Genomic DNA, 21,967 nt, shown 5'->3' on the forward strand with positions numbered 1-21,967 from the left:
ATCGGACCTTCGGCGGGATCAGCCGAGCGCGGCGAGATAGCGTGACACCGCCGCGGCCTCGCCCGCGTCGGAGATCAGCCCGATATGGCCGTCGGGACGGATGAGCACGAGGGTGCGGCCGGTCGCGCCATAGGCGCGGGCGAGCAGGCCTTCGGTGTCCGCGAGTTCGCCGGGGCCGGTCGGTCGTCCGGTGACACGGAGAGTCCCGAGAACGGACGGAGCGGCTTCGATCGTCGTCGTGGCCCCGAAATCCAGCAGGGTGAAGCGGCCGCCGCGCGTCAGGTCGAACAGCCGGTGTTCGCCGTCCACCGTCGTCAGCCCGGTCGCGTCGGGGGCGCGGTCGCCCGCGCGGAGAGCGGCGGTCTCGTCGCGGTCGTCGCGGGCCAGCGCGGAGCCGCGGTAGTTCACCCCGAGCTGGAGCGTGCTCGCGTCGCGATCGGTAGAGATGCCCTTCTCCTCGATCGTTTGCCGGAGACGCGCGTCCGAGAGCGCGAGCACTTCGGCGGCGACCGGTCGCCGTTCGGCCTCGTAGCTGTCGAGCAGTGCCGGTGCGGCGCCCCGGACGACCGCCGCGAGTTTCCAGCCGAGGTTGTGCGCGTCCTGGATGCCGGTGTTCATCCCCTGGCCGCCGGCGGGGGAGTGGATGTGCGCCGCGTCGCCAGCGAGGAACACCCGGCCCTCGCGATAGCGGTCGACGAGGCGGACGTTGGCGCGCCACAGCGACGACCACTCCGGCTCGTGGAGGCGGAGGTCGGTGCGGCCGGTCCGCTGTTCGAGGACCGCCCGCAGGTTGGCGAGGCCGAGGTCGGGATCCTGTCCCGGCGCGAGGACGGCCTGGTACTGGAAGGCGGTGGTCGAGGGCAGCGGGCAGAGGGCGACGAGACCGTCGGCGTGCTGCCACAGATGCCAGGCGTCGCGATCGAGGCCGTCCACCCCGACATCGGCGACGAGCATCCGCACCTCTTCGCGAGTTTCGCCCCGGAAGGCGATACCGGCCTGCTTGCGGACGACACTGTGGCCGCCGTCGCAGCCGACCAGCCAGCGCGCGGAGACCGTCTCGGTCTCGCCGTTCCGGACGACTACCGCTGACACGTCTTCGCCGGACTGTTCGAAGCCCGCGAGCGCGGTGCCGAACTCGACCGTGCCGCCGAGGTCCGCCAGCAGCAGCCGGAGTGCTTCTTCGACGCGCCATTCCGGGGTGATCAGGCTCGTTGTGTAGGGGATGTCGGGGCGATTCCGCAACGCCGCGGGCTCCCCGCCGCCCAGCGTCACCTGGCCGTCGGGAGCGGTGGAACGCATCGGCATCGCCAGCCGGCCGTTGGCGAGCACCCGGTCGATGATGCCGAGATTCTCGAACACCTCGAGGGTGCGCGGCTGGATGCCCTTGCCACGGGAGCCGGGCTGTGGGCCGGGAGCGGCCTCGATCAGGCGGAAGGAGACCTCGCGGCGGGCGAGCTCGCAGGCCAGCGTCAGCCCGGTCGGGCCGGCACCGACGATCAGCACCGTCGGCGCGTCCGGCGTCGGCGGTTTCGGTGTGGCGGTCATCTGGTCACCCCTTTAGAAAGTAATCCCTTTCTTAAAGTTAGGGCGCCTTGCTAAGAAAGGCAAGTCTTTCTATCGTGGAGAGGTGGTCCCCGAGACGCCCGAACCCGCCCGCCGCCGGCACGGCGCGCAGCTGGAATCCGCACTGCTCACCGCGGCGTGGGACGAGCTGGTCGAGGTCGGCTACGCCCGCCTGACCATGGGCTCGGTCGCGGTACGCGCCCGCACCAGCGAGCCCGTGCTGTACCGCCGCTGGGCCAACAAGGACCAGCTCGTGCTCGCCGCGATCGAGCACCACCGGAAGGCCGATCCGGTCGCCGTCCCCGATACCGGCACCCTGCGCGGCGATCTGCTCGCTCACCTGACGGCGGTGGGCGAAACCCTCTCCGGCTTCTTCGGCGTCGTCATGGCCGCCGCGTGTTCGGGGCTGCTGTCCGACACCGGCCTGACCCCTTCGCAGATCCGTGAGCAAGTGATGGCTGCCCAACGGCTCCCGCCGGTCCGGACCATCTACCGGCGAGCCCACGACCGCGGCGAGCTCGACCTCGAACGCGTCCCCGCCGCGGTGCTCGCCATGCCGTTCGACCTGGTGCGGCACGATCTGCTGATGGACATGGGGCCGGTGCGGCCCGCGCGCGTCCGATCGATCGTCGACGACCTCTTCCTGCCCCTCGTGCGGGATCACCGAACAGGCTGAAACGGACGCGACCGTCCGGTCTCAGAGGTTGCGGGACAACGCCAGCGCGACGGTGCGGACCGCCGGGGCGACCCGTTCGGTCCGCATCCGGTTGGCCCAGCCGGAGATCGACACCGCGGCGACGGCGGAGCCGGTGGCGTCCACGAGCGGGCTGGCCGCGCACACGACGCCGACGCCGGATTCCTCGCGCTCGAAGGCGATCCCCTCCTGCCGGATGCGGGTGAGCTGACGCCGCAGCAGCCCGGGCGCGGTGATCGTGCGGGTGCTGATCCTCGGCAGGCCCGCGTCGATCACCGCGGCGACCACCGGCTCCGGCGCGTGGGCCAGGATCGCCTTGCCCACGCCGGTGGCGTGCGCGGGGAACCGGCCGCCGATGCGGGAGGGCAGCGACGGCGCGTCCGGCCCGCGCAGGATGTCGAGATAGACGACCTCGGTGCCTTCGAGGACCGCGAGATGGACGGTGTTGCGGGTGGCCTCGCGCAGATCGGCCAGGTACGGCCGCGCGGCTTCGACGAGACCGCGGCGGCGGACGGCGAGCTGCCCGATCTCGAACAGCCGCAGCCCGAGCCGCACCGCGGTGCCCTCGCGTTCGAGCAGACCGGTGCCGACGAGGTGCCCGGCCAGCCGGTGCACGGTGGTCTTCGCCAGTCCGGTCCGCCGCGCCAGTTCGGAGACGCCGAGCGCGTCGTCGCCGGGCCGGAAGGCGCTGAGCAACGCGGCTATCCGATCGGCGATCAGCCCATCGCCGTTCCGCCCAGTGGTACGCATGGGTTGAGTATGGACCACCCCGGCGAGGACCGTCACCAGGCATGGGACGCAAGGTGGTGGCCGCGATCGTCGGCCCCGGCAACATCGGCACGGACCTGCTCGCGAAGTTACGCCGGAGCGAGCGGATCGAGGTCCGCTACATGGTCGGCGTCGACCCGGCCTCGGACGGGCTGGCGAAGGCGGCGAAGCTGGGCCTGGAGACGTCGGCAGACGGCGTGGACTGGCTGCTCGCCCGCGACGAGCTGCCCGAGCTGGTTTTCGAGGCCACGTCGGCGAAAGCGCATCTGGCGAACGCGCCGCGCTTCGCGGACGCGGGCATCTGGGCGGTGGACCTGACGCCGGCGGCGGTCGGGCCGTTCGTGTGCCCGGCGGTCGCGACACCGGAGCAGCTCGACGTGCCCAACGTCAACATGATCACCTGCGGGGGACAGGCCACGATCCCGATCGTGCACGCGGTTTCGCGGGTGACGCCGGTGCCCTACGCGGAGATCGTCGCGTCGGTGTCCTCGCGCTCGGCGGGACCGGGGACGCGGGCGAACATCGACGAGTTCACCGTGACCACCGCCCGCGGGATCGAGGAGGTCGGCGGTGCGGAGAAGGGCAAGGCGATCATCATCATCAACCCGGTCGAGCCCCCGATGATCATGCGGGACACGGTGTTCTGCGCGATCGACCCGGACGCCGACTTCGCCGCGATCACCGACTCGATCCAGCGGATGGTCAAGGAGGTACAGCAGTACGTGCCGGGCTACACGCTCAAGGCCGAGCCACAGTTCGACACCCCGCGCCCGGACTGGCGGGGCCTGGCGAGGGTCGGCGTGTTCCTCGAAGTCGCGGGCAACGGCGACTACCTCCCGCGCTACGCCGGGAACCTGGACATCATGACGGCCGCCGCCGCGCGGGCCGGGGAACTGCTGGCGCGGGAGGTGGCCGCGTGAGCTGGGACGACATCGAGCGCGAGGTCCGGCTGGTCGACACGACCCTGCGCGACGGCAGTCACGCGATGGCGCACCAGTTCACCGAGCGGCAGGTGCGTGACACCGTGCGCGCGCTGGACGACGCCGGGGTCTCGCTCATCGAGGTGACCCACGGCGACGGGCTGGGCGGGTCGACCTTCAACTACGGATTCTCCCTTGTGGACGAACGGGAGCTGATCTCCGCCGCCGTCGACGAGGCGCGCCGCGCGAAGATCGCCGTGCTGCTGCTGCCGGGTCTCGGCACGGTCGAGGACCTGAAGGTGGCGGCCGATCTCGGCGCGGGCGCGGTCCGGATCGCGACCCACTGCACCGAGGCCGACGTCTCGGAGCAGCACTTCGGCGCGGCTCGCGAGCTGGGCATGGAAACCGTCGGATTCCTGATGCTCTCCCATATGTCCACACCGGACGAGCTGGCGAAGCAGGCGAGGATCATGGCCGACGCCGGCTGCCAGTGTGTGTACATTGTGGACTCCGCGGGCGCGCTGATCCTGGAGGACGCCTCGGTGCGGGTCGAGGCACTGGTCGCGGAACTGGGGGAGCGGGCCCAGGTCGGCTACCACGGGCACCAGAACCTCAGCTTCGGCGTCGCCAACTCCGTGCTCGCCTACCGTGCCGGGGCACGCCAGATCGACGGGTCGCTGACGGCGCTCGGCGCGGGCGCGGGCAACTCGCCGACCGAGGTCCTCGCGGCGACGTTCGAGCGGCTCGGCGTCACCACCGGCGTCGACAAGGACGTGCTGATGGACGCGGCCGAGAACGTCGTGAAGAAGTACCTGACCCGGCTGCCGGTGATGGACCGCTCGTCGATCGTGCAGGGTTTCGCCGGGGTGTACTCCAGTTTCCTGCTGCACGCCGAACGCGCCGCCGAGCGCTACGGCGTCCCGGCGCACGAAATCCTCTACCGGGTGGGTGCGGAACGGTACGTCGGGGGACAGGAGGACATGATCATCGACATCGCGCTGCGGCTGGCCGCCGAAAAGGAGGCGGCGGTTCAGTGAGCGAGGTCGTCCGCGCCGAGCACGAGCCGGACGCAGTGCGCGACGAGCCGTTCCCGCGACACCGGGAGCGTCCCGTCGAGGTAGGCGATGAAGACGTTGCTCAGCGCGCCGACGAGGCCGATCGAGACCAGCCGTCGTTCGGTCTCGTCGCCGCGCGAGAGCTGTTCGCCGACCAGCGCCGCGAACGCGGGCAGCAGATGCAGCCCCTTGCGCGTCAGCGCGGGATCGGTGAGCGGGGCGAGCAGCAGGACCCGGCCCTTGCGCGGATCGTCGACGATGAGCCCGGCGAACGCCTTGACCGCGTTCTCGGCGCGCTCGGCGGTGCTCGGCGCGTCGCGGACGGCGTCGAGCAGCACCTGCCGGGCCTGCTCGCCGACGTGCTCGTAGACCGCGGCGACGAGCTCTTCGCGATCGGCGAAGCTCTCGTAGAAGTACCGTTCGGTGAGCTTCGCGTGGCGACACACGGCGCGCACGCTCACCGCCGTGCTGCCTTCGGAGCCGAGCAGGTCGAGACCCGCCTCGAGCAACTGCTCCCGGCGCAGCGCCCGGCGATCGTCGAGCGTCGTCCCGGCCCAGGTCCGCCCCGGCATGCCCACCTACTCCTCGGTTGACTACACGCGTTGTCACATTCTAGCCTGACAACAGGTGTGGTCAGTTGGACGACTCGACGAGGAGCGGACGATGACACGGGCAGAACCGACACCGCTGGGGCCGGATTCGCTGACCTGGAAGTACTTCGGCGACTGGCGGGGCCTGCTGATCGGGCTGTGGGCCGGGTCGATGCAGAACATGCATCCCGGGCTCGGCGCCGCCGTCGAGCAGCATTCGCGGTTCTTCGAGGAACGCTGGCAGCGGCTGTTCCGCTCGCTCTACCCGATCGGTGGCGTCGTGTTCGACGGTCCGCGGGCACACCGGACCGCGCTCGAAGTGCGTGGCTACCACGACCGCATCAAGGGCGTGGACGCGAAGGGGCGCCGCTACCACGCGCTCGATCCCGAGACGTTCTACTGGGCGCACTCGACGTTCTTCATGAGCACGATCCACATCGCCGACCACTTCATGGGCGGTATCGGCGAGGCGGAGAAACGGCGGCTGTTCGACGAGCACGTCCAGTGGTGGCGGATGTACGACATGACCATGCGGCCGGTACCGGGCACCTGGGAGGAGTTCCAGCTGTACTGGAAACACATGTGCGCCGAGGTGCTGGAGGACAACAAGGCCACCCGCGACGTGCTGGAGATCGGCGACCTCGCGAAACCGCCGTTTCTCCCGTGGCTGCCGGACTTCGTGTGGCGCCGGGTGCGGGGCGTGATCGCCCGCGACTTCGTCCGGCTCACCGTCGGCATGTACGAACCCGAGGTACGCGAACTGCTCGGGTTCACCTGGACCGCCGCCGACGCACGCTGGTTCCGGCGGTTCGGGTGGGCCGTCAAGACGGTGTTCGGGTTCGTCCCGCACGACCGCCGCTACCACCCCCGTGCCCGCGCGGGCTGGCGGCGGGAACGGGGGCGGCTGGCGCCGGACGCGCCGGTGGTCGACACTCCACGCAGGAACCTGCCGCCGGTGTCGGAACGCGGAAAACCGGAGCACTACTCACCGAACGTCTGATGGGAGCGGGTATGAAGCTGGGCTATCACCTCGGGTACTGGTCGGCCGGGCCGCCGCCGGGCGCGCTCGACGCCGTGAAACGCGCCGAGGAGCTGGGCTTCGACTCGGTGTGGACGGCCGAGGGTTACGGCTCCGACGCGTTCACCCCGCTCGCCTGGTGGGGCGCCGCGACGAGCCGGATCAGGCTCGGCACCAACATCGTCCAGATGTCGGCGCGGACGCCGACCGCGACGGCGATGTCCGCGCTGACGCTGGATCACCTCTCCGGCGGCCGGTTCGTGCTCGGGCTCGGCGCGTCCGGTCCGCAGGTGGTCGAGGGCTGGTACGGGCAGCCGTACCCGAAGCCGCTGGCCCGCACCCGGGAGTACGTCGACATCGTTCGCAAGGTGATCGCGCGGCGGGAGCCGGTGACCCACGACGGCGAGTTCTTCCAGCTGCCGCTCAAGGGCGGGACCGGGCTGGGCAAGGCACTGAAGCCGACCGTCCATCCACTCCGGCCCGAGATTCCGATCTTCCTCGCCGCGGAGGGGCCGAAGAACGTCGCGCTGGCGGCCGAGATCTGCGACGGCTGGCTGCCGTTGTTCTTCTCGCCCAGGAGCGACGCCTTCTACCGCGGTGCGTTGCAGGAAGGTTTCGGCCGGCCGAACGCGCGGCACACCCTGTCCGACTTCGAGGTGGCCGCGTCGGTACCGGTGCTCGTGCACGACGACGTCGAGGAGGCGGCGAGCTGGATCAAGCCCTCGCTCGCGCTCTACATCGGCGGCATGGGCGCGAAAAGCGTCAACTTCCATCACGACGTGTTCGCCCGCATGGGCTACGCCGACGTCGCGGACAAGGTCCAGGAGCTGTACCTCGCCGGGCGCAAGGACGAGGCGACCGCGGCGATCCCGACCTCGCTGGTCGAGGACACCTCCCTGATCGGCCCGGCGGCGAAGATCCGCGAGGAGCTGGCGCGGTGGGAGGAGACCGTGGTGACGACCCTGCTGCTGCGCGGCGACGCCGACACGCTGTCGAAGGTCGCCGCCGCGCTCAGCTGAGGCCTGGCCCGGCTCAGGTCGGGTTGCAGCGGGCCAGCACCGTCCTGGCGTAGCCGACGTCGGGGCGCCACTGTTCGAGGTTCCAGCTCGGCTTGTCCGGCGCGCCGATCCGCGCGAAGTCGTAGTGGCACAGGAACTGGTCGCGCATGTTGTTGTGGTTCACGCTCGGGGCGAGCTTCACGACCTCGGCCCAGGCGTCGAGCCGCGCGCTCGCCGGTGCCTGGCGGCGCCCGTACTCGGTCGGGAAGACCGCCAGGCGCGGTCCCTTCGGATCCGGCAGCCACGCCGTGTGGTCGATGATCGCCTGACCGGTCGCCGCGGGCAGCGCGGTGGCCGGGCCGCCGGGGACGATGCCCGCCGTGGGGATGTCGTCGGGAGACGTGGCGGGAGCGGCGCTCGCCGTGCCCGCGGTGGCGAGGGTGGCCGCGGTGCACAGCAGCGCGGCCACACCCAGCCGGGCCGTACTCGGGGATCTCATCCGATTCCTCCTCGATGCCGGAAGATCCTTACCGGGATCCACTGTGGCACAGATACCTCCGCCGGGAGCCGTACTCGCCGAAGTCGGCCCGGTACCGCCCGCGCATCACGACGGTGGCACGATTCCTCCCGACCACTACCCGGTGCGGGCAGGGATCCAGTACTGAATCGTTCGCCGGGAACGTTCTACAGGAGGATCATGGCGACACTGCCCCGCCGGACGAGGTACACCTACTCGCTCGGTTCGTTCGTGACGGGATCCTTCGGCACCGTGCCGGGCCTCCTGTTGCTCCCGTACCTGACCGACACGATGGCGGTGCCCTCGGCGGTGGCCGGGGTGATCGTGTTCGTGCCGAAGGCGTGGGACGTGCTGTTCAACCCGGTCGCCGGTCGCCTGTCGGACGCGAGCCTGGTCAAGCGCGGCAGCAGGCGGCTCTTCCTGCTGTACGGCGGGATCGGTGTCGCGGTGCTCTTCGCCGCGCTGTTCGCGCATCCCGGGTTCGGCTCGCCGCTCCCGGACGCCACCTATGTCGTCGTCGCGTTCTTCCTGTGCGCCACGGCGTACGCGTTCTTCCAGGTGCCGTACAACGCGCTGCCCGCCGAACTCACCGCCTCCGCGGACGAGCGCACGAGACTGACCAGCGTCCGGATCGGCTTCCTCGCGGTCGCCATTCTCGTCTCCGGCGGCGGCGCGCCCGCCATCACCGGGGCGATCGAGGGCGTCGCGGGCTATCGCGTGATGGGCGCGGTGATCGGCCTGATCGTGCTCGCCGCGACGTTCGGCGTGTACTTCGGGCTGAAGGACGCGCCGGTCGGCTCGCTGCGTCCCACCACCGTGAGCTTCCGCGAGCTGGTGGCGACAATGCGGGAGTGGCGGCCGTTCCGCTGGCTGCTCGGCGTCTACTTCGTCCAGGCGCTCGGGATCGGTGTCGTGCTCGCGGCCATCAGCTACTACGCGCAGCACGTCCTGGGCGATCCCGGTTACCGGACGCTGTTGTTCGTCGGGGTCGTGGCCCCCGCGCTGCTCACCATGCCGCTGTGGCCCCGCGTCGGGAAGCGCTGGGGCAAGCTCACCGGCTTCCGGATCGCGACGGTGTCCTTCACGGTCGGGCTGGCCGGGATGGCCGGCGGCCAGGCGCTGCCGCTGCCGGTGACGTTCGTGTGCGTCGCGCTCGGCGGCGTCGGGTACGCGGGGATCTCGGTGTTCCCGCTGTCCATCCTGGCCGACCTGATCGGCGAGGAGGAGGAACGCACCGGCGCCACCAGGGCGGGGATCGCGGCCGGGGTGTGGACCGCGTCGGAAACGCTGGGGCTGGCGCTCGGTCCCGGCGTGTTCGGGATCGTGCTGGCGCTCGGCGGCTATGTGTCCGGTGTGGACGCCACGACCGTGCAGCCGGGCAGCGCGGTCACCGCGATCCTGCTCGGGTCCAGCGTGCTGCCCGCCGTCCTCGTCCTGCTCGGTATCCCGCTGCTACGCCGTTCCGTCCTGCGGGCCCGCGTCCGCGCCTGAAGCGTCGAAGGTCCGTGGGGGCCTCCTTGAGGGACCTAGAGTCCCTCAAGGAGGCCCCCACGGACCGTCAGTGGACGTGGACGGCGTCCCAGGCGGGGAAGGGATCTTCGGTGGCGGGGGCGTCGGCCAGGCACGCGGTGAGCGCGGCGGTCAGCGCCGGGGCGGCCAGCTCGACGCCGATGAACACCAGCTCCTGCCGCGGCGCGTCCGCGACGCCCTGCGGTTCGAACCGGGCCACCGACCCCGCCTGCGACCACAGCCCGGTCACCCCGGGCCGGGACGACAGCGCGAAGAACCCCTTGGAGCGCAACACCGTCCCGAACTCCCCGGAGTCCAGCCGCCGCGCCACCAGATCCCACAGCCGGACCGGGTCGAACGCCCGCTCGGCCCGGAACACGACGCTGGAGATCCCGTACTCCTCGGTCTCCGGGACGTGGTCGCCGTTCAGCTCGGCGACCCAGCCCGGCGCCTCGGCGGCGCGCTCGGCGTCGTACCGGCCGGTGCCGAACACCCGCGCCGGCGGGACCTCACCGAAGCTCGACGTCAGGACGTCCGCCGCCGGATTGAGCCGTCGCAGCACGGCGGCCAGCCGGTCCAGCTCGTCCGCCGGGACGAGGTCGGCCTTGTTCAGCAGCAGGACGTCGGCGAACTCGACCTGGTCCACGAGCAGGTCCGACACGGTCCGCTCGTCGCCGGAGTACTGGTCCAGCCGCCGGTCCGCCAGGGAGTCGCCGCCCGCCAGTTCGCGGCCGAAGTTCACCGCGTCCACCACGGTGACCATGGTGTCCAGCCGCGCGGCGCCGAGCACCGGGACGCCGTCCTCGCCGGGGAAGGAGAACGTCGCCGCCACCGGCATCGGTTCGGAGATCCCGCTCGACTCGATGAGCAGGTGATCGAACCTGCCTTCGCGGCACAACCGGCCGACCTCGTCGAGCAGGTCCTCCCGCAGGGTGCAGCAGATGCACCCGTTGGTCAGCTCGACCAGCCGTTCCTCGGTGCGGGAGCGGACGAGCGCGGCGTCGATGTTGATCTCGCTCATGTCGTTGACGATCACCGCGACCCGCACGTCCTCGCGGTTGGCGAGGATGTGGTTGAGCAGTGTCGTCTTCCCGGCGCCGAGGAATCCGGAAAGGACGGTGACGGGGACGCTCACCTTTCCAGCCGCTGGAAGTGCTTGATCAGGCGGCGCGGGACGAGCTTCGTCTCACCGTCCACTTTGATCGGTACCAGGTCCGGCACCGCGGCCTTCCACTGCGAGCGACGGGAGCGGGTGTTGCTGCGGGAGGTCTTCCGCTTCGGGACGGCCATCAGCGGGCACCTCCGGTCCCGCGCTGCCCGTAGCGGCGGTGGAACTTCTCGACCTGGCCCGCGGTGTCCATGATCCGCCGGTTGCCGGTCCAGAACGGGTGCGACGCCGAGCTGATGTCGACCAGCACGAGGGGATAGGTGTTCCCGTCGCTCCATTCGACGGTCCTGTCGGAGGTCATGGTGGAGCGGGTCAGGAACGCGTCGCCGGTCGACGAGTCCTTGAACACCACCGGGTGATAGTCGGGGTGGATACCGGGTTTCACTGGTTTTCGTCCTTTCGGTCCGGCGCGTCGGTGTTCCGCACCGACACGTCGTGCTTGGCGGGATCGATCTCGGTGTCGTCGCACGGTTCCTCGTGCCACTCGCCGAAGGGATCCGGGTAGTGCCGCCAGACTTCCTGCCCGGCGGCGAGTTCCTCGTCGGTCAGCAGCGCGCCGGTGAGCGCCGCCTCGACCTCCTCGGGCGTGGTGTGATCGGTGACCACGACGATTTCCTGCGCCCGGTCGCCGTGGACCGGGTCCCAGCGCAACGAGGCCAGCGTGCGGCGTTCGGCGGAGACGTCCGTCCACTCCGGACCGCCGGGGGAGGCCAGCCATGGCCCGGCGTGGCCGATCCCGAGGCCACCGCCCGCCGACTCGATCCAGAACGCGACGTCCGGTTGGCTGGCCACCCAGGCACGGCCGCGGGTACGGACGACGCCGTCCAGGAGCACGTCGATGGCCTCGTGCAGGCGTTCCGGGTGGAACGGGCGTCGCGCGGTGAACGTCATCAGCGCGATCCCGCAGTCGGTGTGCAGCGGGGGCTGACCGCGCAGCAACGCGCCGTGCATGTCGGTGATCTCGCCCCTGCGGGCGGCCGACGGCACGGCGTCGAGCACGCTCGAACCGTCCACATGGGACAGTTCGACCCTGGGTACCGAGGGCGCCACCCGGTCGAGCACCGCGGCCTCTCGTGCCGCCGCCCACGCGTCCGGTGCCGTGCCCGCGAGCACGAGCGCGTCGGCGAACTCCACCTGGGACAACGCGACCTGCGCGACCGTCCGCTCGTCCTCCGGGCTCGCGCGCAGGTCCCGTTCGGCCAGCAGCGCGTCCCCGGTCGCGTCGTCGAGCCAGGTCGCGCGGTCGAGCACGGTCAGCACGGCGCGCGGCTCGACGTCGTCGAGCACCGGCCGGTCGCCGACCAGGACGTTGCGGATCGCCCAGCAGACCGGTTCGGGCTCCATCGCCTCGTCCAGCCGCAGCACGATTCGCCGCACACCCGGCGTACCGGCGAGGCGGCGCAGCAGCGGCAGGAGGTCCTCGCGGAGCGTGCAGGAGACGCAGCCGTGCGCGAGCTCGAGCGCGGTCAGCTGGTCGCGCTGGCCGAACTGGACGCGGCGCCGCACGACGCCCGAGCCGATCTGCCGCAGGTCGTGGTGCACGACGGCGGTGCCAGGCTCGGCGCCGCGCAGCAGGGCGGCGAGGGTGCTGTTCGGGCCGGGGGCGAGGCCGCTGATCAGGATGAGGGGCACACGCGGGTGATCGGTCACTGGGGCTCCAGAACGGACGGGGTCGTCGGGCGAACGGGTACGGCTGTGTAGAGTAATTGACAACGATTATCACTACCAACTTGGGAGGGCAGATGTCAGCCGTGTGCCAGGTCACCGGCCGCAGACCGGGCTTCGGGAAGCAGGTGTCGCATTCCCATCGCCGGACGTCGCGCCGGTGGGACCCGAACCTGCAGACGCGCCGTTACTTCGTGCCCAGCGAAGGGCGCTGGGTGAAGCTGCGGGTGTCGGTCAAGGGCATGAAGACGATCGACAAGCGCGGGATCGACGCCGTGGTCGCCGAGCTGCGGGCGAAGGGAGTGAAGCTCTGATGGCGAAGGCCACCGACATCCGGCCGATCATCAAGCTCCGGTCGACGGCCGGCACCGGCTACACCTACGTGACCAGGAAGAACCGGCGCAACGACCCGGATCGCATGGTGCTGCGCAAGTACGACCCCCTCGCCCGCAGGCACGTCGAGTTCAAGGAAGAGCGCTGATGGCCAAGAAGTCCAAGATCGCGAAGAACGAACAGCGGAAGGTGGTCGCCGCCCGCTACGTCGAACGCCGCCGCGAGCTGAAGGCCGTCATCGCCTCGCCTGCCGCGTCGCCGGAGGAGAAGGCCGCGGCGGTTTCGGCACTCCAGGCCATGCCGCGCGACGCGAGCGCGACCCGGATCCGCAACCGCGACGCGGCCGACGGCAGGCCGCGCGGCTACCTGCGCAAGTTCGGGCTCTCCCGGGTCCGGATGCGGCAGGCGGCGCACAACGGCGAGCTGCCCGGCGTCACGAAGTCGAGCTGGTGAGCCGGATGCCGAAGCCGAACCGCGACCGCCCCGGCCGTCGCAAGGTGAACCCGCTGCACGCCGCCCGGGTGACCGAGGTCGACTGGAAGGACGTCGACCTGCTCCGCAAGTTCATCTCCGACCGCGGCAAGATCCGGGCCCGCCGGGTCACGGGATTGACGCCGCGGCAACAGAAACAGGTCGCCACCGCGATCAAGAACGCCCGCGAGATGGCGCTGCTCCCGTACCCCGGCCCCGCCAGGGGCTGAGCCGCCCGGCCGACGAGCGCCCCAATGTGGCGTTCGGTGCGTCAGACGCACCGAACGCCACATTGGGTGCGTTGAGCGCACCCAATGCCACATTGGGGCGCGGGAGCCCTGCCCGGAAATGTGGGAAACTCGCGGGATGAGTGAGAACCCGGAGGAGATCGACCCCGAACTGCTCCAGTTGTGGGCCAAGGTGTTCGGCTTCGCCCGTGCCGGACGGACCGCCGAGCTGGCGGCCTATGTGGACGCGGGGATCTCGGCGAACCTCACCAACGACCGGGGCGACACGCTCGTGATGCTCGCCGCCTACCACGGCCACGCCGACACCGTCACGGCTCTGCTCGATCGCGGCGCGGATCCCGGCCGTGTCAACGATCGTGGGCAGAGCCCGCTCGCGGGCGCGGTGTTCAAGAACGAACCGGACGTGGTGAAGGCATTGCTCAAGGGTGGCGCGGACCCGGCGGCGGGGCAGCCCTCCGCGATCGACGCGGCCAGGATGTTCGGCAACGAGGACCTGCTCACCCTGCTCGAACCGGGGGAGTGAGGGAAAGCACGCTCGGCTAGCGCGAACGGAGCGGGTCAATAGACTCTCCGCGCATGGACGACCCGCACTATCTCTCCGGCCTCCAGCTCACCGGCCGCCGCGTCGTGGTGGTCGGCGGCGGCACGGTCGCGCAGCGCCGGCTGCCCCGGCTGATCCGCGCCGGCGCCCGCGTCGAGCTGATTTCCCCGCACACCACCCCTTCGGTGAGCGCGATGGCCGACGCCGGCGAGATCGTGTGGCACGAGCGGCGCTACGCCGAGGGCGATCTCGCCGACGCCTGGTACGCGCTGGCGTGCACCGACGACCCGGAAACCAACGCCGCGGTGTGCGGGGAGGCCGAGCGCGCCCGGGTGTTCTGTGTACGCGCCGACGACGGCGACCTCGGCAGCGCCGTCACCCCGGCGTCCGGCCGCTACGGCGGGCTGCTCGTCGGTGTCCTGTCCGGCGGCGAGCCGCTGCGCTCGGCGGCGGTACGCGACAGCGTCCTCGACGGGCTGCACGCGGGCGTGGTCGAGGACGGCCGCGGTCCCCGGCCGGAGGACACCTTGCCGGGCGTCGCGCTCGTCGGCGGCGGCCCCGGCGACCCCGACCTCATCACCGTGCGCGGACGGCGGCTGCTCGCGCGTGCCGACGTCGTGGTCGTCGACCGGCTCGGCCCCCGGGAACTGCTCGACGAACTCGCGCCGGAGGTGGAGATCGTCGACGCCGCGAAGATCCCCTACGGCCGTGCCGCCAGCCAGGACGTGATCAACAGCACGCTCGTCGACCGTGCCAAGGCCGGCAAGTTCGTCGTCCGCCTCAAGGGCGGTGACCCGTACGTCTTCGGCCGCGGGTTCGAGGAGGTGCTCGCGTGCGCGGAGGCCGGGGTGCCGGTGACGATGGTCCCCGGGATCACCAGTGCCTTCGCCGTTCCCGCGGTGGCCGACGTGCCGGTGACGCACCGGGGTGTCGCGCACGAGGTCGTGGTGGTGTCCGGGCACGTGGCGCCGGGGCACGACACCTCGCTGGTCGACTGGTCGCTGCTGGCGCGTATGCGCGGCACGATCGTGCTGATGATGGGCGTGGAGCGGCTTCCCCTGTTCGCCAAGGCATTGCTCGAAGGCGGCCGTCCCGCCGACACACCGGTCGCGATCGTCGAGGACGGCACCATGCGCACCCAGCGGGTCCTGCGGTCCACTTTGGACACCGTGGTGGCGGACGCCGCGGCCGCGGGGGTCCGCCCGCCCGCGGTGATCGTGATCGGGCCGGTCGCCGGGTTGCCCCGGCCGGGTCAGGCTGCGTAGCAGCGCTCGGCGAACTCCGTGATCGCGGTGGTCAGCCGTGTGGGGTCGAAGCGCAGCTCGACCGGGCTGCGCGCCTGGACGAACTCCGCGCCGGGCATGTCGGCGGCGAGCGTGTCGGCGTCGCCGAACGGGTGAATCGGGTCGCGTTCGTGCCCGATCACCAGCGCGGCGGCGGTGATCGTCCGCCGGATCGACTTCGGCGGCGCGATGCGCCCGAACAGCACGCCGTGCAGCAGCGCCGCCATCGGCTCCGGGCGCTGGGACAGCGTGTCGGTGACGACGTCCACCCACTGGTTGCCGTGCGGCACCAGCGCGGCGGCCAGTGCCACCCCGCGCACGGTCGCCGGCAGGAAACGGGCGGCCAGCAGCAGCGGGGCGAAGGTGACCAGCCCGGCCACGATCGCGTTGTCCAGCACGGGCATTTCGACGATCAGCCCGCGCACCCGCTCGGGCGCGGTGACGGCCACTTCGAGCGCGACGTTCGCGCCCAGCGAGGTCCCGCCGACCACGGCCCGCGCCACGTCGAGGTGATCCAGCAGCGCGACGGTCTGCTCGGCGAACGCCGTCATCGAGTAGCGCCACGACTCGGTCGGCCGGTCGGAGTCGCCGTGGCCCAGCAGATCGAGGGTGACCACCCGGAACCCGGCCCGCGCCAGCCGCCGCGCCAGCGGCGCGTGCATCCGGCGCGTCAGCATGATCCCGTGGGTCAGCACCACGACGCGGTCGCCCTCGCCGAACTCGGTGTACCAGAGCCGGTGACCGTCGTGGCCGAACGAGCCGGACAGCTCGATCGGCCGGGACGAACGCCGCGCGGGGGCGGCCTCCGGCAGCGGCGCGAGGCCGTCGATCGCGGTCGCGGCCATGGCCACCGTCCTTCCGCTCGTGAGGATGGGTCCGTCCAGGAAAGCATCCCAGGGCGGAATTGGCACTCTGTCAATCCGGGTTGGCGGGGTCCGGCGGGCATGCGCGAAGATGACCCCATGACCGATACCGCTGACACCCTGTCCGACCTCGTCGCGCTGAAGGTCGACGTCGACGGCCATGTCGCCGAGGTGACCCTGCTCGGCCCGTCCAAGGGCAACGCGATGGGCCCGGACTTCTGGCGCGAGCTGCCCCTGGTCTTCCGCGCGCTCGACGCCGACCCGGACGTGCGCGCCGTCGTGCTCACCGGGAGCGGCGCGCACTTCTCCTACGGCCTCGACCTGCCCGCGATGATGCCCGGCTGGGCGCCGATGCTGCAGGGCGACGCGCTCGCCGCCCCGCGCACCGCCTTCCTCAACGAGGTCCGGCAGCTGCAGGACGCGGTGAGCGCGGTCGCCGAATGCCGCAAACCGGTCGTCGCCGCGGTGTCCGGCTGGTGCATCGGCGGCGGTGTCGACGTCATCGCCGCCGCCGACGTCCGGCTGGCCAGCGCCGACGCGAAGTTCAGCGTGCGCGAGGTCAAGGTCGCCATCGTGGCCGACCTCGGCAGCCTCCAGCGGCTGGCCTCGATCATCGGCGAGGGGCACCTGCGGGAGCTCGCGCTGACCGGCAAGGACATCGACGCGGCGCGCGCGGAGAAGATCGGCCTCGTCAACGACGTCCACCCCGACCAGGACACCGTGCTGGCCGAGGCGCGCAAACTCGCCGCGGAGATCGCGGCGAACCCACCGCTGGTCGTCCAGGGCACCAAGGACGTGCTCAGCGTCAACACCGAGCGTCAGGTGGCCGACGGGCTGCGGTACGTCTCGGCCTGGAACGCGGCCTTCCTGCCGAGCAAGGACCTCGCCGAGGCCGTGCAGGCCTTCCTCGCCCGCCGCCCGCCGGAGTTCACCGGCGAGTAGCCGGGAGACGGCGGGGTCAGCCCGCCGCGGTGGCACTGACCTGGCGGTCGTCCTCGGTCGAGCAGATCGTCACCGGGTCGCCGGGTGTGCTGCCGCAGGTCCAGTCGCCGAGCGCGACCGGACCGCTCGCCGCCTCCGGGGACACCTTGGTGAAGTAGTCGGTGAACACCCGGACCGCCTGCGCGCAGTCGGCCTTCCCGGACGCGACCACCTTCGCCGCCTTCCCGCTGGGTGTCCTGACCTCGCCGCAGGCGGTCCCGGGAAGCGCCGGGCCCACCGCGGCGGCCTGCCGGGCCGGTGCGGCGGGCGGTGCCGAGGGGGCGCCGGCGCCACACCCGGCGAGCAGTCCGGCGGCCGCGGACAGGATGGCCAGTAACATGGGGGGTCGTGCGCGCATGGGCCCTTCTCGAACGGTTCGTCGGTAGTCGGTTTTCGGCTGGGTCATTCGGACGGGACGACGGAGGCGAACACCGTCCGCTCGCCCTTGCTGCACGTGGTGCCGCCCTGCGCGGCGGGCGCGCCGGAAACACACAACCAGCCGTCGACGGTGTCGTTCACCGCGTCGTTGGAGCCGGATCCCTGACGGCCGGCGATCTTCCGGTGGAACTCGGTGACCAGCTTCGTGGCCTCGGCGCAGGCGACCCCGGTGGCGGCGCCGTCGAGGACGTTGAGCGTCAGCCCGCTGGCGGCGGTCACCGCGCCGCAGGAACCGGCGGCGGGTGCCGCGGCGGGCGCGGTCGTGCCCGGCGGGCTCGCGGACGGCGACGGCGACGGCGGCGTGGTCGTGCCGGTGTCCGGCAGCGGCGGCGGCGCGTGGGTGGCGGCCGAGGACGGCGCGCCCGGCACGGCGCTGGGCGGGGACGGGGCGGGCGGTGCGGCCGGGTCGCCACCGCAGGCGGCGAGGGCGGGGACGGCGAGACAGGCCGTCAGCAGCGCGCGCCACGCTCGCGGGAGGGTCGGATGGGGCACCCGCATTCCTTTCGTCCGGCGGTCGGCCCCATTCTCGCTCACCGCGGGGCACCCGGCAGGGATCGACACCCGGCGAGTCCGCCGGAGGTTATCGGCGCGCGCCGTCACCCGTTCGCCGCCCCCGCCTTCCCAGTGTCCATTGTGGACGATTAATATCCCGTTCACGCAGCGGCACAATGGACTGCCGTCGCGCATCGATCGGTGGAATTCCCGGTGCGGTGGTTAACATCCGCCGCCCCGCTGCCGAAGATCCCCAGGAGTGCTCCGGCACTTTCCCGTCCCCGTGCACCCGTCCCCGAATCGTGAGACCGATGACCAGCGAATCAGCATCCGGCCCGGCCGGTGAATCAGAAAGCTCTTCCAGCGGCGCACTGCCGACCGTTCCTTCGAGTGTCGTCTGGTGCGGCGGACGCCCCTACGTGCTCGAAATCCGGCCGGGCCGGGCCCGCTGGATGGGCACCGACGAGCGCGGCAGGCCCGAGGCGCTCAGCGGCGCCGAACTCGAACGGCGAGGCTGGAGCCCGCGCCGCGCCTGCTGACTCGATTCACCCACCGCCACCACCCTCAATGGAGAGGCTGCGCCTCACTGATTAGTCCATCCATGCCCCCGCCACCACCCTCAGCGGAGAGGCTGCGCCTCACTGATTAGATATTGGCCGTGAGTACCGCCCCGGATCAGAGCGCGGAGCCGTCGCTGCTGCGGCAGGCGCTGAACGTCCCGAACATGCTGTCGCTGCTGCGGCTGGCCGGTGTCCCCGTCTTCCTCTGGCTGCTGCTGGGCCCGAAGGAGGACGGCTGGGCGCTCGCGATCCTCGTGTTCAGCGCGCTCACCGACTGGCTCGACGGCAAGCTGGCCCGCTGGCTGAACCAGATGTCGCGGCTCGGACAGCTGCTGGACCCGGCGGCCGACCGGCTCTACATCCTCGCCACGCTCTTCGCGTTCCTGCTGCGCGAGATCATCCCGTGGTGGGTCGTGGTGCCGCTCGTCCTGCGCGAGCTGGTGCTCGGTGTCTGCGTGCTGCTGCTGCGGCGGCGCGGGTTCGCCCCGCCCGAGGTCACCTACATCGGCAAGGGCGCGACGTTCGTGCTGATGTACGCGTTCCCGTTCCTGCTGCTCACCCAGGGTGGTTCGGACATCGCCGCGATCGCTCGGCCGATCGGGTACGCCTTCACCATCTGGGGTGGCGTCCTCTACGTCTGGTCCGGCGTGCTGTACGTCGTCCAGGCCGCCCGCGCCCTGCGCGCGGCCCCGACCGGCTGAGGGCGAGGCCGTTCGGGGGGAGTGGCGGGCGCCGCCGCGGGCCTGGTGGAACACTTGTGCGCGACGAGATCGTTAGTGAGGGCACCAGAAAGGGGAGCGGCGTTGTCCACTCCGGAAGAGCTGCGCTACACCGAGGAACACGAGTGGGTCGCCACGCGCGAGGGCACGCTGGTGCGGGTGGGTATCACCGAGTACGCGCAGGAACAGCTCGGTGACGTGGTGTTCGTCGACCTGCCCTCGGTGGGCAAGCAGCTCGGCGCCGGGGACGCCTTCGGCGAGGTGGAGTCCACCAAGAGCGTTTCGGAGCTGTTCGCGCCGGTCGCCGGCGAGGTCGTCGCGGTCAACGAGGCGGTGTCCCAGTCGCCCGAGCTGATCAACAGCGACCCCTACGGCGAGGGCTGGCTGATCGAGATCCGGCTGGACGACCCGGCCGGGCTGGAAGCGCTGCTCGAAGCCGAGGCCTACCAGGCGCTCATCCAGGGCTGAAACCCTTTCACGCGAGGGGTTCCCGCTGGCCGTGGCGTTCCCGCGGCCGATAGAGGGAGCCCCGAGCCGGAGAATCGATCAGACACGGTACGTTGAGCGCTACACGTTCTTTGAGTACTGGCAACATCATGTGTGAGGAGAGAGCTCAGGTGAGCACGAACGACGGGCCCGGCGTTCCCCCGGAGCAGTCTCCGGAGCGGACCTCTGTCTTCCGGGCCGACTTCCTGGCCGACGTGGAAGGCCATGAGCCCGCGCCGGCCGCCGAGGCGCCGGTACAGGGCGTCGACGCCCTGCCGCCGGGTTCGGCACTGCTGGTCGTGAAGCGGGGCCCCAACGCGGGGTCGCGGTTCCTGCTCGACCGGGACACCACCAGCGCCGGACGGCACCCGGACAGCGACATCTTCCTGGACGACGTCACCGTCTCCCGCCGGCACGCCGAGTTCCGGCGTGAGGGTGGCGAGTTCGTCGTCATCGACGTGGGCAGCCTGAACGGCACCTACGTCAACCGCGAGCCGGTCGACCAGGCGGTGCTGGCCGGTGGCGACGAGGTGCAGATCGGGAAGTTCCGCCTGGTCTTCCTGACCGGACCGGGGCACGGTGGCCAGGGGGCATAGTGACGGCGGCCGGGCGGCCCGATCGCTCTTCGGCACAGCGCGACGGGTTGAGCATCGGGGCGGTACTGGCGCAGCTGCGCGATGACTTCCCCGATGTCACCATCTCCAAGATCCGGTTCCTCGAGGCGGAAGGCCTGGTCCAGCCGGGCCGGACGCCCTCGGGATACCGGCAGTTCGCCGCGGCGGACGTGGAGCGCCTGAGGTTCGTGCTGTCCGCCCAGCGGGATCACTACCTCCCGTTGAAGGTCATCAAGGAACAGCTGGACGCGGCCGACCGGGGCGCCGAGCCCGCACCGGGCGCGCCCCGGTTGCCGCGCAAGCTGGTCCCGATCGACGCCCCCGCCGACCCCGGCGGGCTGCCCGGCCCGGACGACTTCGCGTCCGGCCGGGATCTCCGGCTGACCCAGGAGGAGCTGCTGGAGCAGGCCGCCATCGACGAGGCCACCCTCGCCGAGCTGCGGCAGTACGGTCTCGTCCGGCCGGGGCCCTCGGGTTTCTACGATCCCGGCGCGGTCCAGATCGCGCGCACCGTGCGGGCGATGACCGAATTCGGTATCGAGCCGAGACATCTGCGTGCCTTCCGCGCCGCGGCCGACCGCGAGGTCGGCTTGCTGGAACAGATCGTGACCCCGGTGTACCGGCATCGTGACGCCGACGCGAAAGCAAGGGCCGACGAGGTGGTTCGCGAGCTCGCGGCGCTGTCGGTGACCCTGCACACCCTGCTTGTGAAAGCGGGAATCCGCGGCGTCACCGGTGGTTGAGACCCGAGCGGGGCGCGCGGGCGCCGAGAACCCCTGCGACGCCGGATGTCAATGCCTGAATGTTGGCCACCCAATGCCGTACCGTGAGAGCAGGGTTTGCCCCGCGCGAACCGAGAAAGTCCGCCACTAGCGAGCACAGCGCTCGGATCACGGGTAGCGTCGAGGATGTCGGCGCCGACGCCGGGACAGCGTTGCGGCCCGTGCGCACGAGAGGAGGCGAAGCCCGATGAGCGAGATGCGCGTCGTCGGCGTGCGGGTGGAGCTACCCGCCAATCAGCCGATCTTGTTGCTGCGGGAGACCGAAGGCGAACGGTACCTGCCGATCTGGATCGGCTCGGTCGAAGCCACCGCCATCGCCTTGGAGCAACAAGGAGTCCGCCCCGCCCGCCCGCTCACCCATGACCTGCTGAAAGAGGTCATCGGAGCGCTCGGCAGGGAACTCGAGCAGGTCGTCATCACCGACCTCAAGGAAGGCACGTTCTTCGCCGAGCTCGTCTTCGACGGCGACATCAGGGTCTCCGCCCGCCCGAGCGACTCCGTCGCGCTCGCGCTGCGGATCGGTGTCCCCATCCACGCCGTCGACGCCGTCCTCGAGGAAGCCGGCCTGATCATCCCGGACGAGCAGGAGGACGAGGTCGAGAAGTTCCGCGAGTTCCTCGACTCCGTCTCCCCGGAAGACTTCCGCGGCGCCGACACCTGACCGGTGTGGCCCCGTCCAGCACGGGCCGCG

The 21,967-nt window shown here is 71.3% G+C and carries 30 protein-coding genes; 19 read left to right on the forward strand and 11 right to left on the reverse strand.

The features are described from left to right. Window positions 1-18 precede the first annotated feature (18 nt). Window positions 19-1,545: an FAD-dependent oxidoreductase gene (locus ABD987_RS14235; protein ID WP_345392023.1), complete on the reverse strand. Its 1,527-nt coding sequence runs from the start codon at window positions 1,543-1,545 to the stop codon at window positions 19-21. A gap of 82 nt (window positions 1,546-1,627) precedes the next feature. Here ABD987_RS14235 and ABD987_RS14240 point away from each other — a divergent pair, with 82 nt between their 5' ends. Next, window positions 1,628-2,239 carry a TetR/AcrR family transcriptional regulator gene (locus ABD987_RS14240; protein ID WP_345392026.1) on the forward strand — a complete coding sequence of 204 codons (612 nt, stop codon included), beginning with the start codon at window positions 1,628-1,630 and terminating at the stop codon, window positions 2,237-2,239. A gap of 21 nt (window positions 2,240-2,260) precedes the next feature. Here ABD987_RS14240 and ABD987_RS14245 read toward each other — a convergent pair whose 3' ends face one another. Further along, on the reverse strand, window positions 2,261-3,007 hold the full coding sequence (locus ABD987_RS14245; RefSeq protein ID WP_345392029.1) for an IclR family transcriptional regulator: 747 nt from the start codon (window positions 3,005-3,007) through the stop codon (window positions 2,261-2,263). Between the two features lie 41 nt (window positions 3,008-3,048). On the opposite strand from ABD987_RS14245, the gene ABD987_RS14250 reads away from it, so the two are divergent. Both ABD987_RS14250 and dmpG read left to right on the forward strand, forming a co-directional pair. After that, a complete protein-coding gene (locus ABD987_RS14250; RefSeq protein WP_345392032.1) occupies window positions 3,049-3,945 on the forward strand; it encodes an acetaldehyde dehydrogenase (acetylating) in 897 nt (298 codons plus the stop codon). After that, the gene (dmpG, locus tag ABD987_RS14255; protein ID WP_345392035.1) at window positions 3,942-4,982 is read left to right on the forward strand and encodes a 4-hydroxy-2-oxovalerate aldolase; all 1,041 of its coding nucleotides are present in this window, start codon (window positions 3,942-3,944) and stop codon (window positions 4,980-4,982) included. Before ABD987_RS14250 ends, dmpG begins: the two co-directional genes overlap by 4 nt. On the opposite strand, the gene ABD987_RS14260 is transcribed toward dmpG, so the two are convergent. Beyond that, window positions 4,976-5,572 (reverse strand): TetR/AcrR family transcriptional regulator, encoded by a 597-nt coding sequence (locus tag ABD987_RS14260; protein ID WP_345392038.1) that lies wholly within the window; start codon window positions 5,570-5,572, stop codon window positions 4,976-4,978. The genes dmpG and ABD987_RS14260 overlap by 7 nt on opposite strands. Before the next feature lie 91 nt (window positions 5,573-5,663). On the opposite strand from ABD987_RS14260, the gene ABD987_RS14265 reads away from it, so the two are divergent. Beyond that, window positions 5,664-6,590: an oxygenase MpaB family protein gene (locus ABD987_RS14265; protein ID WP_345392041.1), complete on the forward strand. Its 927-nt coding sequence runs from the start codon at window positions 5,664-5,666 to the stop codon at window positions 6,588-6,590. 11 nt (window positions 6,591-6,601) lie between these two features. After that, window positions 6,602-7,627: an LLM class F420-dependent oxidoreductase gene (locus ABD987_RS14270; protein ID WP_345392044.1), complete on the forward strand. Its 1,026-nt coding sequence runs from the start codon at window positions 6,602-6,604 to the stop codon at window positions 7,625-7,627. A 13-nt stretch (window positions 7,628-7,640) separates the two neighbouring features. On the opposite strand, the gene ABD987_RS14275 is transcribed toward ABD987_RS14270, so the two are convergent. After that, a complete protein-coding gene (locus tag ABD987_RS14275) occupies window positions 7,641-8,105 on the reverse strand; it encodes a DUF2599 domain-containing protein (protein WP_345392047.1) in 465 nt (154 codons plus the stop codon). Window positions 8,106-8,303: 198 nt separating this feature from the next. On the opposite strand from ABD987_RS14275, the gene ABD987_RS14280 reads away from it, so the two are divergent. Then, window positions 8,304-9,614 (forward strand): MFS transporter, encoded by a 1,311-nt coding sequence (locus ABD987_RS14280; protein ID WP_345392050.1) that lies wholly within the window; start codon window positions 8,304-8,306, stop codon window positions 9,612-9,614. 67 nt (window positions 9,615-9,681) lie between these two features. Here the strand turns inward: ABD987_RS14280 and ABD987_RS14285 are convergent, their stop codons facing one another. The 4 genes from ABD987_RS14285 to mrf are packed head-to-tail and all read right to left on the reverse strand — an operon-like array spanning window position 9,682 to window position 12,450. Next, complete coding sequence (locus tag ABD987_RS14285; RefSeq protein WP_345392053.1) at window positions 9,682-10,767, reverse strand: GTP-binding protein; 1,086 nt, start codon at window positions 10,765-10,767, stop codon at window positions 9,682-9,684. Next, window positions 10,764-10,922, reverse strand: coding sequence for a 50S ribosomal protein L32 (gene rpmF, locus ABD987_RS14290; RefSeq protein ID WP_345392056.1), 159 nt, complete (start codon window positions 10,920-10,922; stop codon window positions 10,764-10,766). Before rpmF ends, ABD987_RS14285 begins: the two co-directional genes overlap by 4 nt. Beyond that, window positions 10,922-11,185 carry a type B 50S ribosomal protein L31 gene (locus ABD987_RS14295; RefSeq protein WP_345392059.1) on the reverse strand — a complete coding sequence of 88 codons (264 nt, stop codon included), beginning with the start codon at window positions 11,183-11,185 and terminating at the stop codon, window positions 10,922-10,924. Before ABD987_RS14295 ends, rpmF begins: the two co-directional genes overlap by 1 nt. Beyond that, on the reverse strand, window positions 11,182-12,450 hold the full coding sequence (gene mrf, locus ABD987_RS14300) for a ribosome hibernation factor-recruiting GTPase MRF (RefSeq protein WP_345392062.1): 1,269 nt from the start codon (window positions 12,448-12,450) through the stop codon (window positions 11,182-11,184). Before mrf ends, ABD987_RS14295 begins: the two co-directional genes overlap by 4 nt. A gap of 92 nt (window positions 12,451-12,542) precedes the next feature. Between mrf and rpmB the strand changes: the two genes are divergently transcribed. The 6 genes from rpmB (at window position 12,543) to cobA (ending at window position 15,323) form a co-directional block, all read left to right on the forward strand. Beyond that, window positions 12,543-12,779: a 50S ribosomal protein L28 gene (gene rpmB / locus ABD987_RS14305; protein WP_345392065.1), complete on the forward strand. Its 237-nt coding sequence runs from the start codon at window positions 12,543-12,545 to the stop codon at window positions 12,777-12,779. Continuing rightward, a complete protein-coding gene (gene rpmG, locus ABD987_RS14310; protein WP_345392068.1) occupies window positions 12,779-12,946 on the forward strand; it encodes a 50S ribosomal protein L33 in 168 nt (55 codons plus the stop codon). Before rpmB ends, rpmG begins: the two co-directional genes overlap by 1 nt. Continuing rightward, entirely contained in the window at window positions 12,946-13,251 is a 306-nt protein-coding gene (gene rpsN / locus ABD987_RS14315) for a 30S ribosomal protein S14 (protein WP_345392071.1), read from the forward strand. The genes rpmG and rpsN overlap by 1 nt, the downstream gene beginning before the upstream one ends. After that, a complete protein-coding gene (gene rpsR, locus ABD987_RS14320; protein WP_345392074.1) occupies window positions 13,248-13,499 on the forward strand; it encodes a 30S ribosomal protein S18 in 252 nt (83 codons plus the stop codon). The genes rpsN and rpsR overlap by 4 nt, the downstream gene beginning before the upstream one ends. A 136-nt stretch (window positions 13,500-13,635) precedes the next feature. Continuing rightward, window positions 13,636-14,040 (forward strand): ankyrin repeat domain-containing protein, encoded by a 405-nt coding sequence (locus tag ABD987_RS14325; RefSeq protein ID WP_345392077.1) that lies wholly within the window; start codon window positions 13,636-13,638, stop codon window positions 14,038-14,040. A gap of 53 nt (window positions 14,041-14,093) precedes the next feature. Beyond that, a complete protein-coding gene (cobA, locus tag ABD987_RS14330) occupies window positions 14,094-15,323 on the forward strand; it encodes a uroporphyrinogen-III C-methyltransferase (protein ID WP_345392080.1) in 1,230 nt (409 codons plus the stop codon). Here cobA and ABD987_RS14335 read toward each other — a convergent pair. Further along, on the reverse strand, window positions 15,311-16,186 hold the full coding sequence (locus tag ABD987_RS14335; RefSeq protein WP_345392083.1) for an alpha/beta fold hydrolase: 876 nt from the start codon (window positions 16,184-16,186) through the stop codon (window positions 15,311-15,313). The two genes, cobA and ABD987_RS14335, sit on opposite strands and share 13 nt — an antisense overlap. A gap of 117 nt (window positions 16,187-16,303) precedes the next feature. Between ABD987_RS14335 and ABD987_RS14340 the strand changes: the two genes are divergently transcribed. Beyond that, complete coding sequence (locus ABD987_RS14340; protein ID WP_345392086.1) at window positions 16,304-17,146, forward strand: crotonase/enoyl-CoA hydratase family protein; 843 nt, start codon at window positions 16,304-16,306, stop codon at window positions 17,144-17,146. A 16-nt stretch (window positions 17,147-17,162) separates the two neighbouring features. Here the strand turns inward: ABD987_RS14340 and ABD987_RS14345 are convergent, their stop codons facing one another. Both ABD987_RS14345 and ABD987_RS14350 read right to left on the reverse strand, forming a co-directional pair. After that, window positions 17,163-17,525 carry a hypothetical protein gene (locus ABD987_RS14345; protein ID WP_345392089.1) on the reverse strand — a complete coding sequence of 121 codons (363 nt, stop codon included), beginning with the start codon at window positions 17,523-17,525 and terminating at the stop codon, window positions 17,163-17,165. 62 nt (window positions 17,526-17,587) lie between these two features. Continuing rightward, window positions 17,588-18,115, reverse strand: a complete 528-nt coding sequence (locus tag ABD987_RS14350; RefSeq protein ID WP_345392092.1) for a hypothetical protein — start codon at window positions 18,113-18,115, stop codon at window positions 17,588-17,590. 311 nt (window positions 18,116-18,426) lie between these two features. On the opposite strand from ABD987_RS14350, the gene ABD987_RS14355 reads away from it, so the two are divergent. The 6 genes from ABD987_RS14355 (at window position 18,427) to ABD987_RS14380 (ending at window position 21,937) form a co-directional block, all read left to right on the forward strand. Further along, window positions 18,427-18,654: a hypothetical protein gene (locus tag ABD987_RS14355; RefSeq protein WP_345392095.1), complete on the forward strand. Its 228-nt coding sequence runs from the start codon at window positions 18,427-18,429 to the stop codon at window positions 18,652-18,654. A 119-nt stretch (window positions 18,655-18,773) separates the two neighbouring features. Continuing rightward, window positions 18,774-19,376: a cardiolipin synthase ClsA gene (gene clsA / locus ABD987_RS14360; protein WP_345392098.1), complete on the forward strand. Its 603-nt coding sequence runs from the start codon at window positions 18,774-18,776 to the stop codon at window positions 19,374-19,376. A gap of 102 nt (window positions 19,377-19,478) precedes the next feature. After that, window positions 19,479-19,862, forward strand: coding sequence for a glycine cleavage system protein GcvH (gene gcvH, locus ABD987_RS14365; protein WP_345392101.1), 384 nt, complete (start codon window positions 19,479-19,481; stop codon window positions 19,860-19,862). 149 nt (window positions 19,863-20,011) lie between these two features. Beyond that, window positions 20,012-20,476, forward strand: a complete 465-nt coding sequence (gene garA, locus ABD987_RS14370; RefSeq protein WP_345392104.1) for a glycogen accumulation regulator GarA — start codon at window positions 20,012-20,014, stop codon at window positions 20,474-20,476. Continuing rightward, on the forward strand, window positions 20,476-21,237 hold the full coding sequence (ftsR, locus tag ABD987_RS14375; RefSeq protein ID WP_345392107.1) for a transcriptional regulator FtsR: 762 nt from the start codon (window positions 20,476-20,478) through the stop codon (window positions 21,235-21,237). The genes garA and ftsR overlap by 1 nt, the downstream gene beginning before the upstream one ends. A 226-nt stretch (window positions 21,238-21,463) precedes the next feature. Then, window positions 21,464-21,937 carry a bifunctional nuclease family protein gene (locus tag ABD987_RS14380; protein ID WP_009078856.1) on the forward strand — a complete coding sequence of 158 codons (474 nt, stop codon included), beginning with the start codon at window positions 21,464-21,466 and terminating at the stop codon, window positions 21,935-21,937. Window positions 21,938-21,967: the final 30 nt, after the last annotated feature.

Origin of the sequence: Amycolatopsis samaneae, assembly GCF_039541975.1 — a bacterium.
GTDB classification, from domain to species: Bacteria; Actinomycetota; Actinomycetes; order Mycobacteriales; family Pseudonocardiaceae; genus Amycolatopsis; species Amycolatopsis samaneae.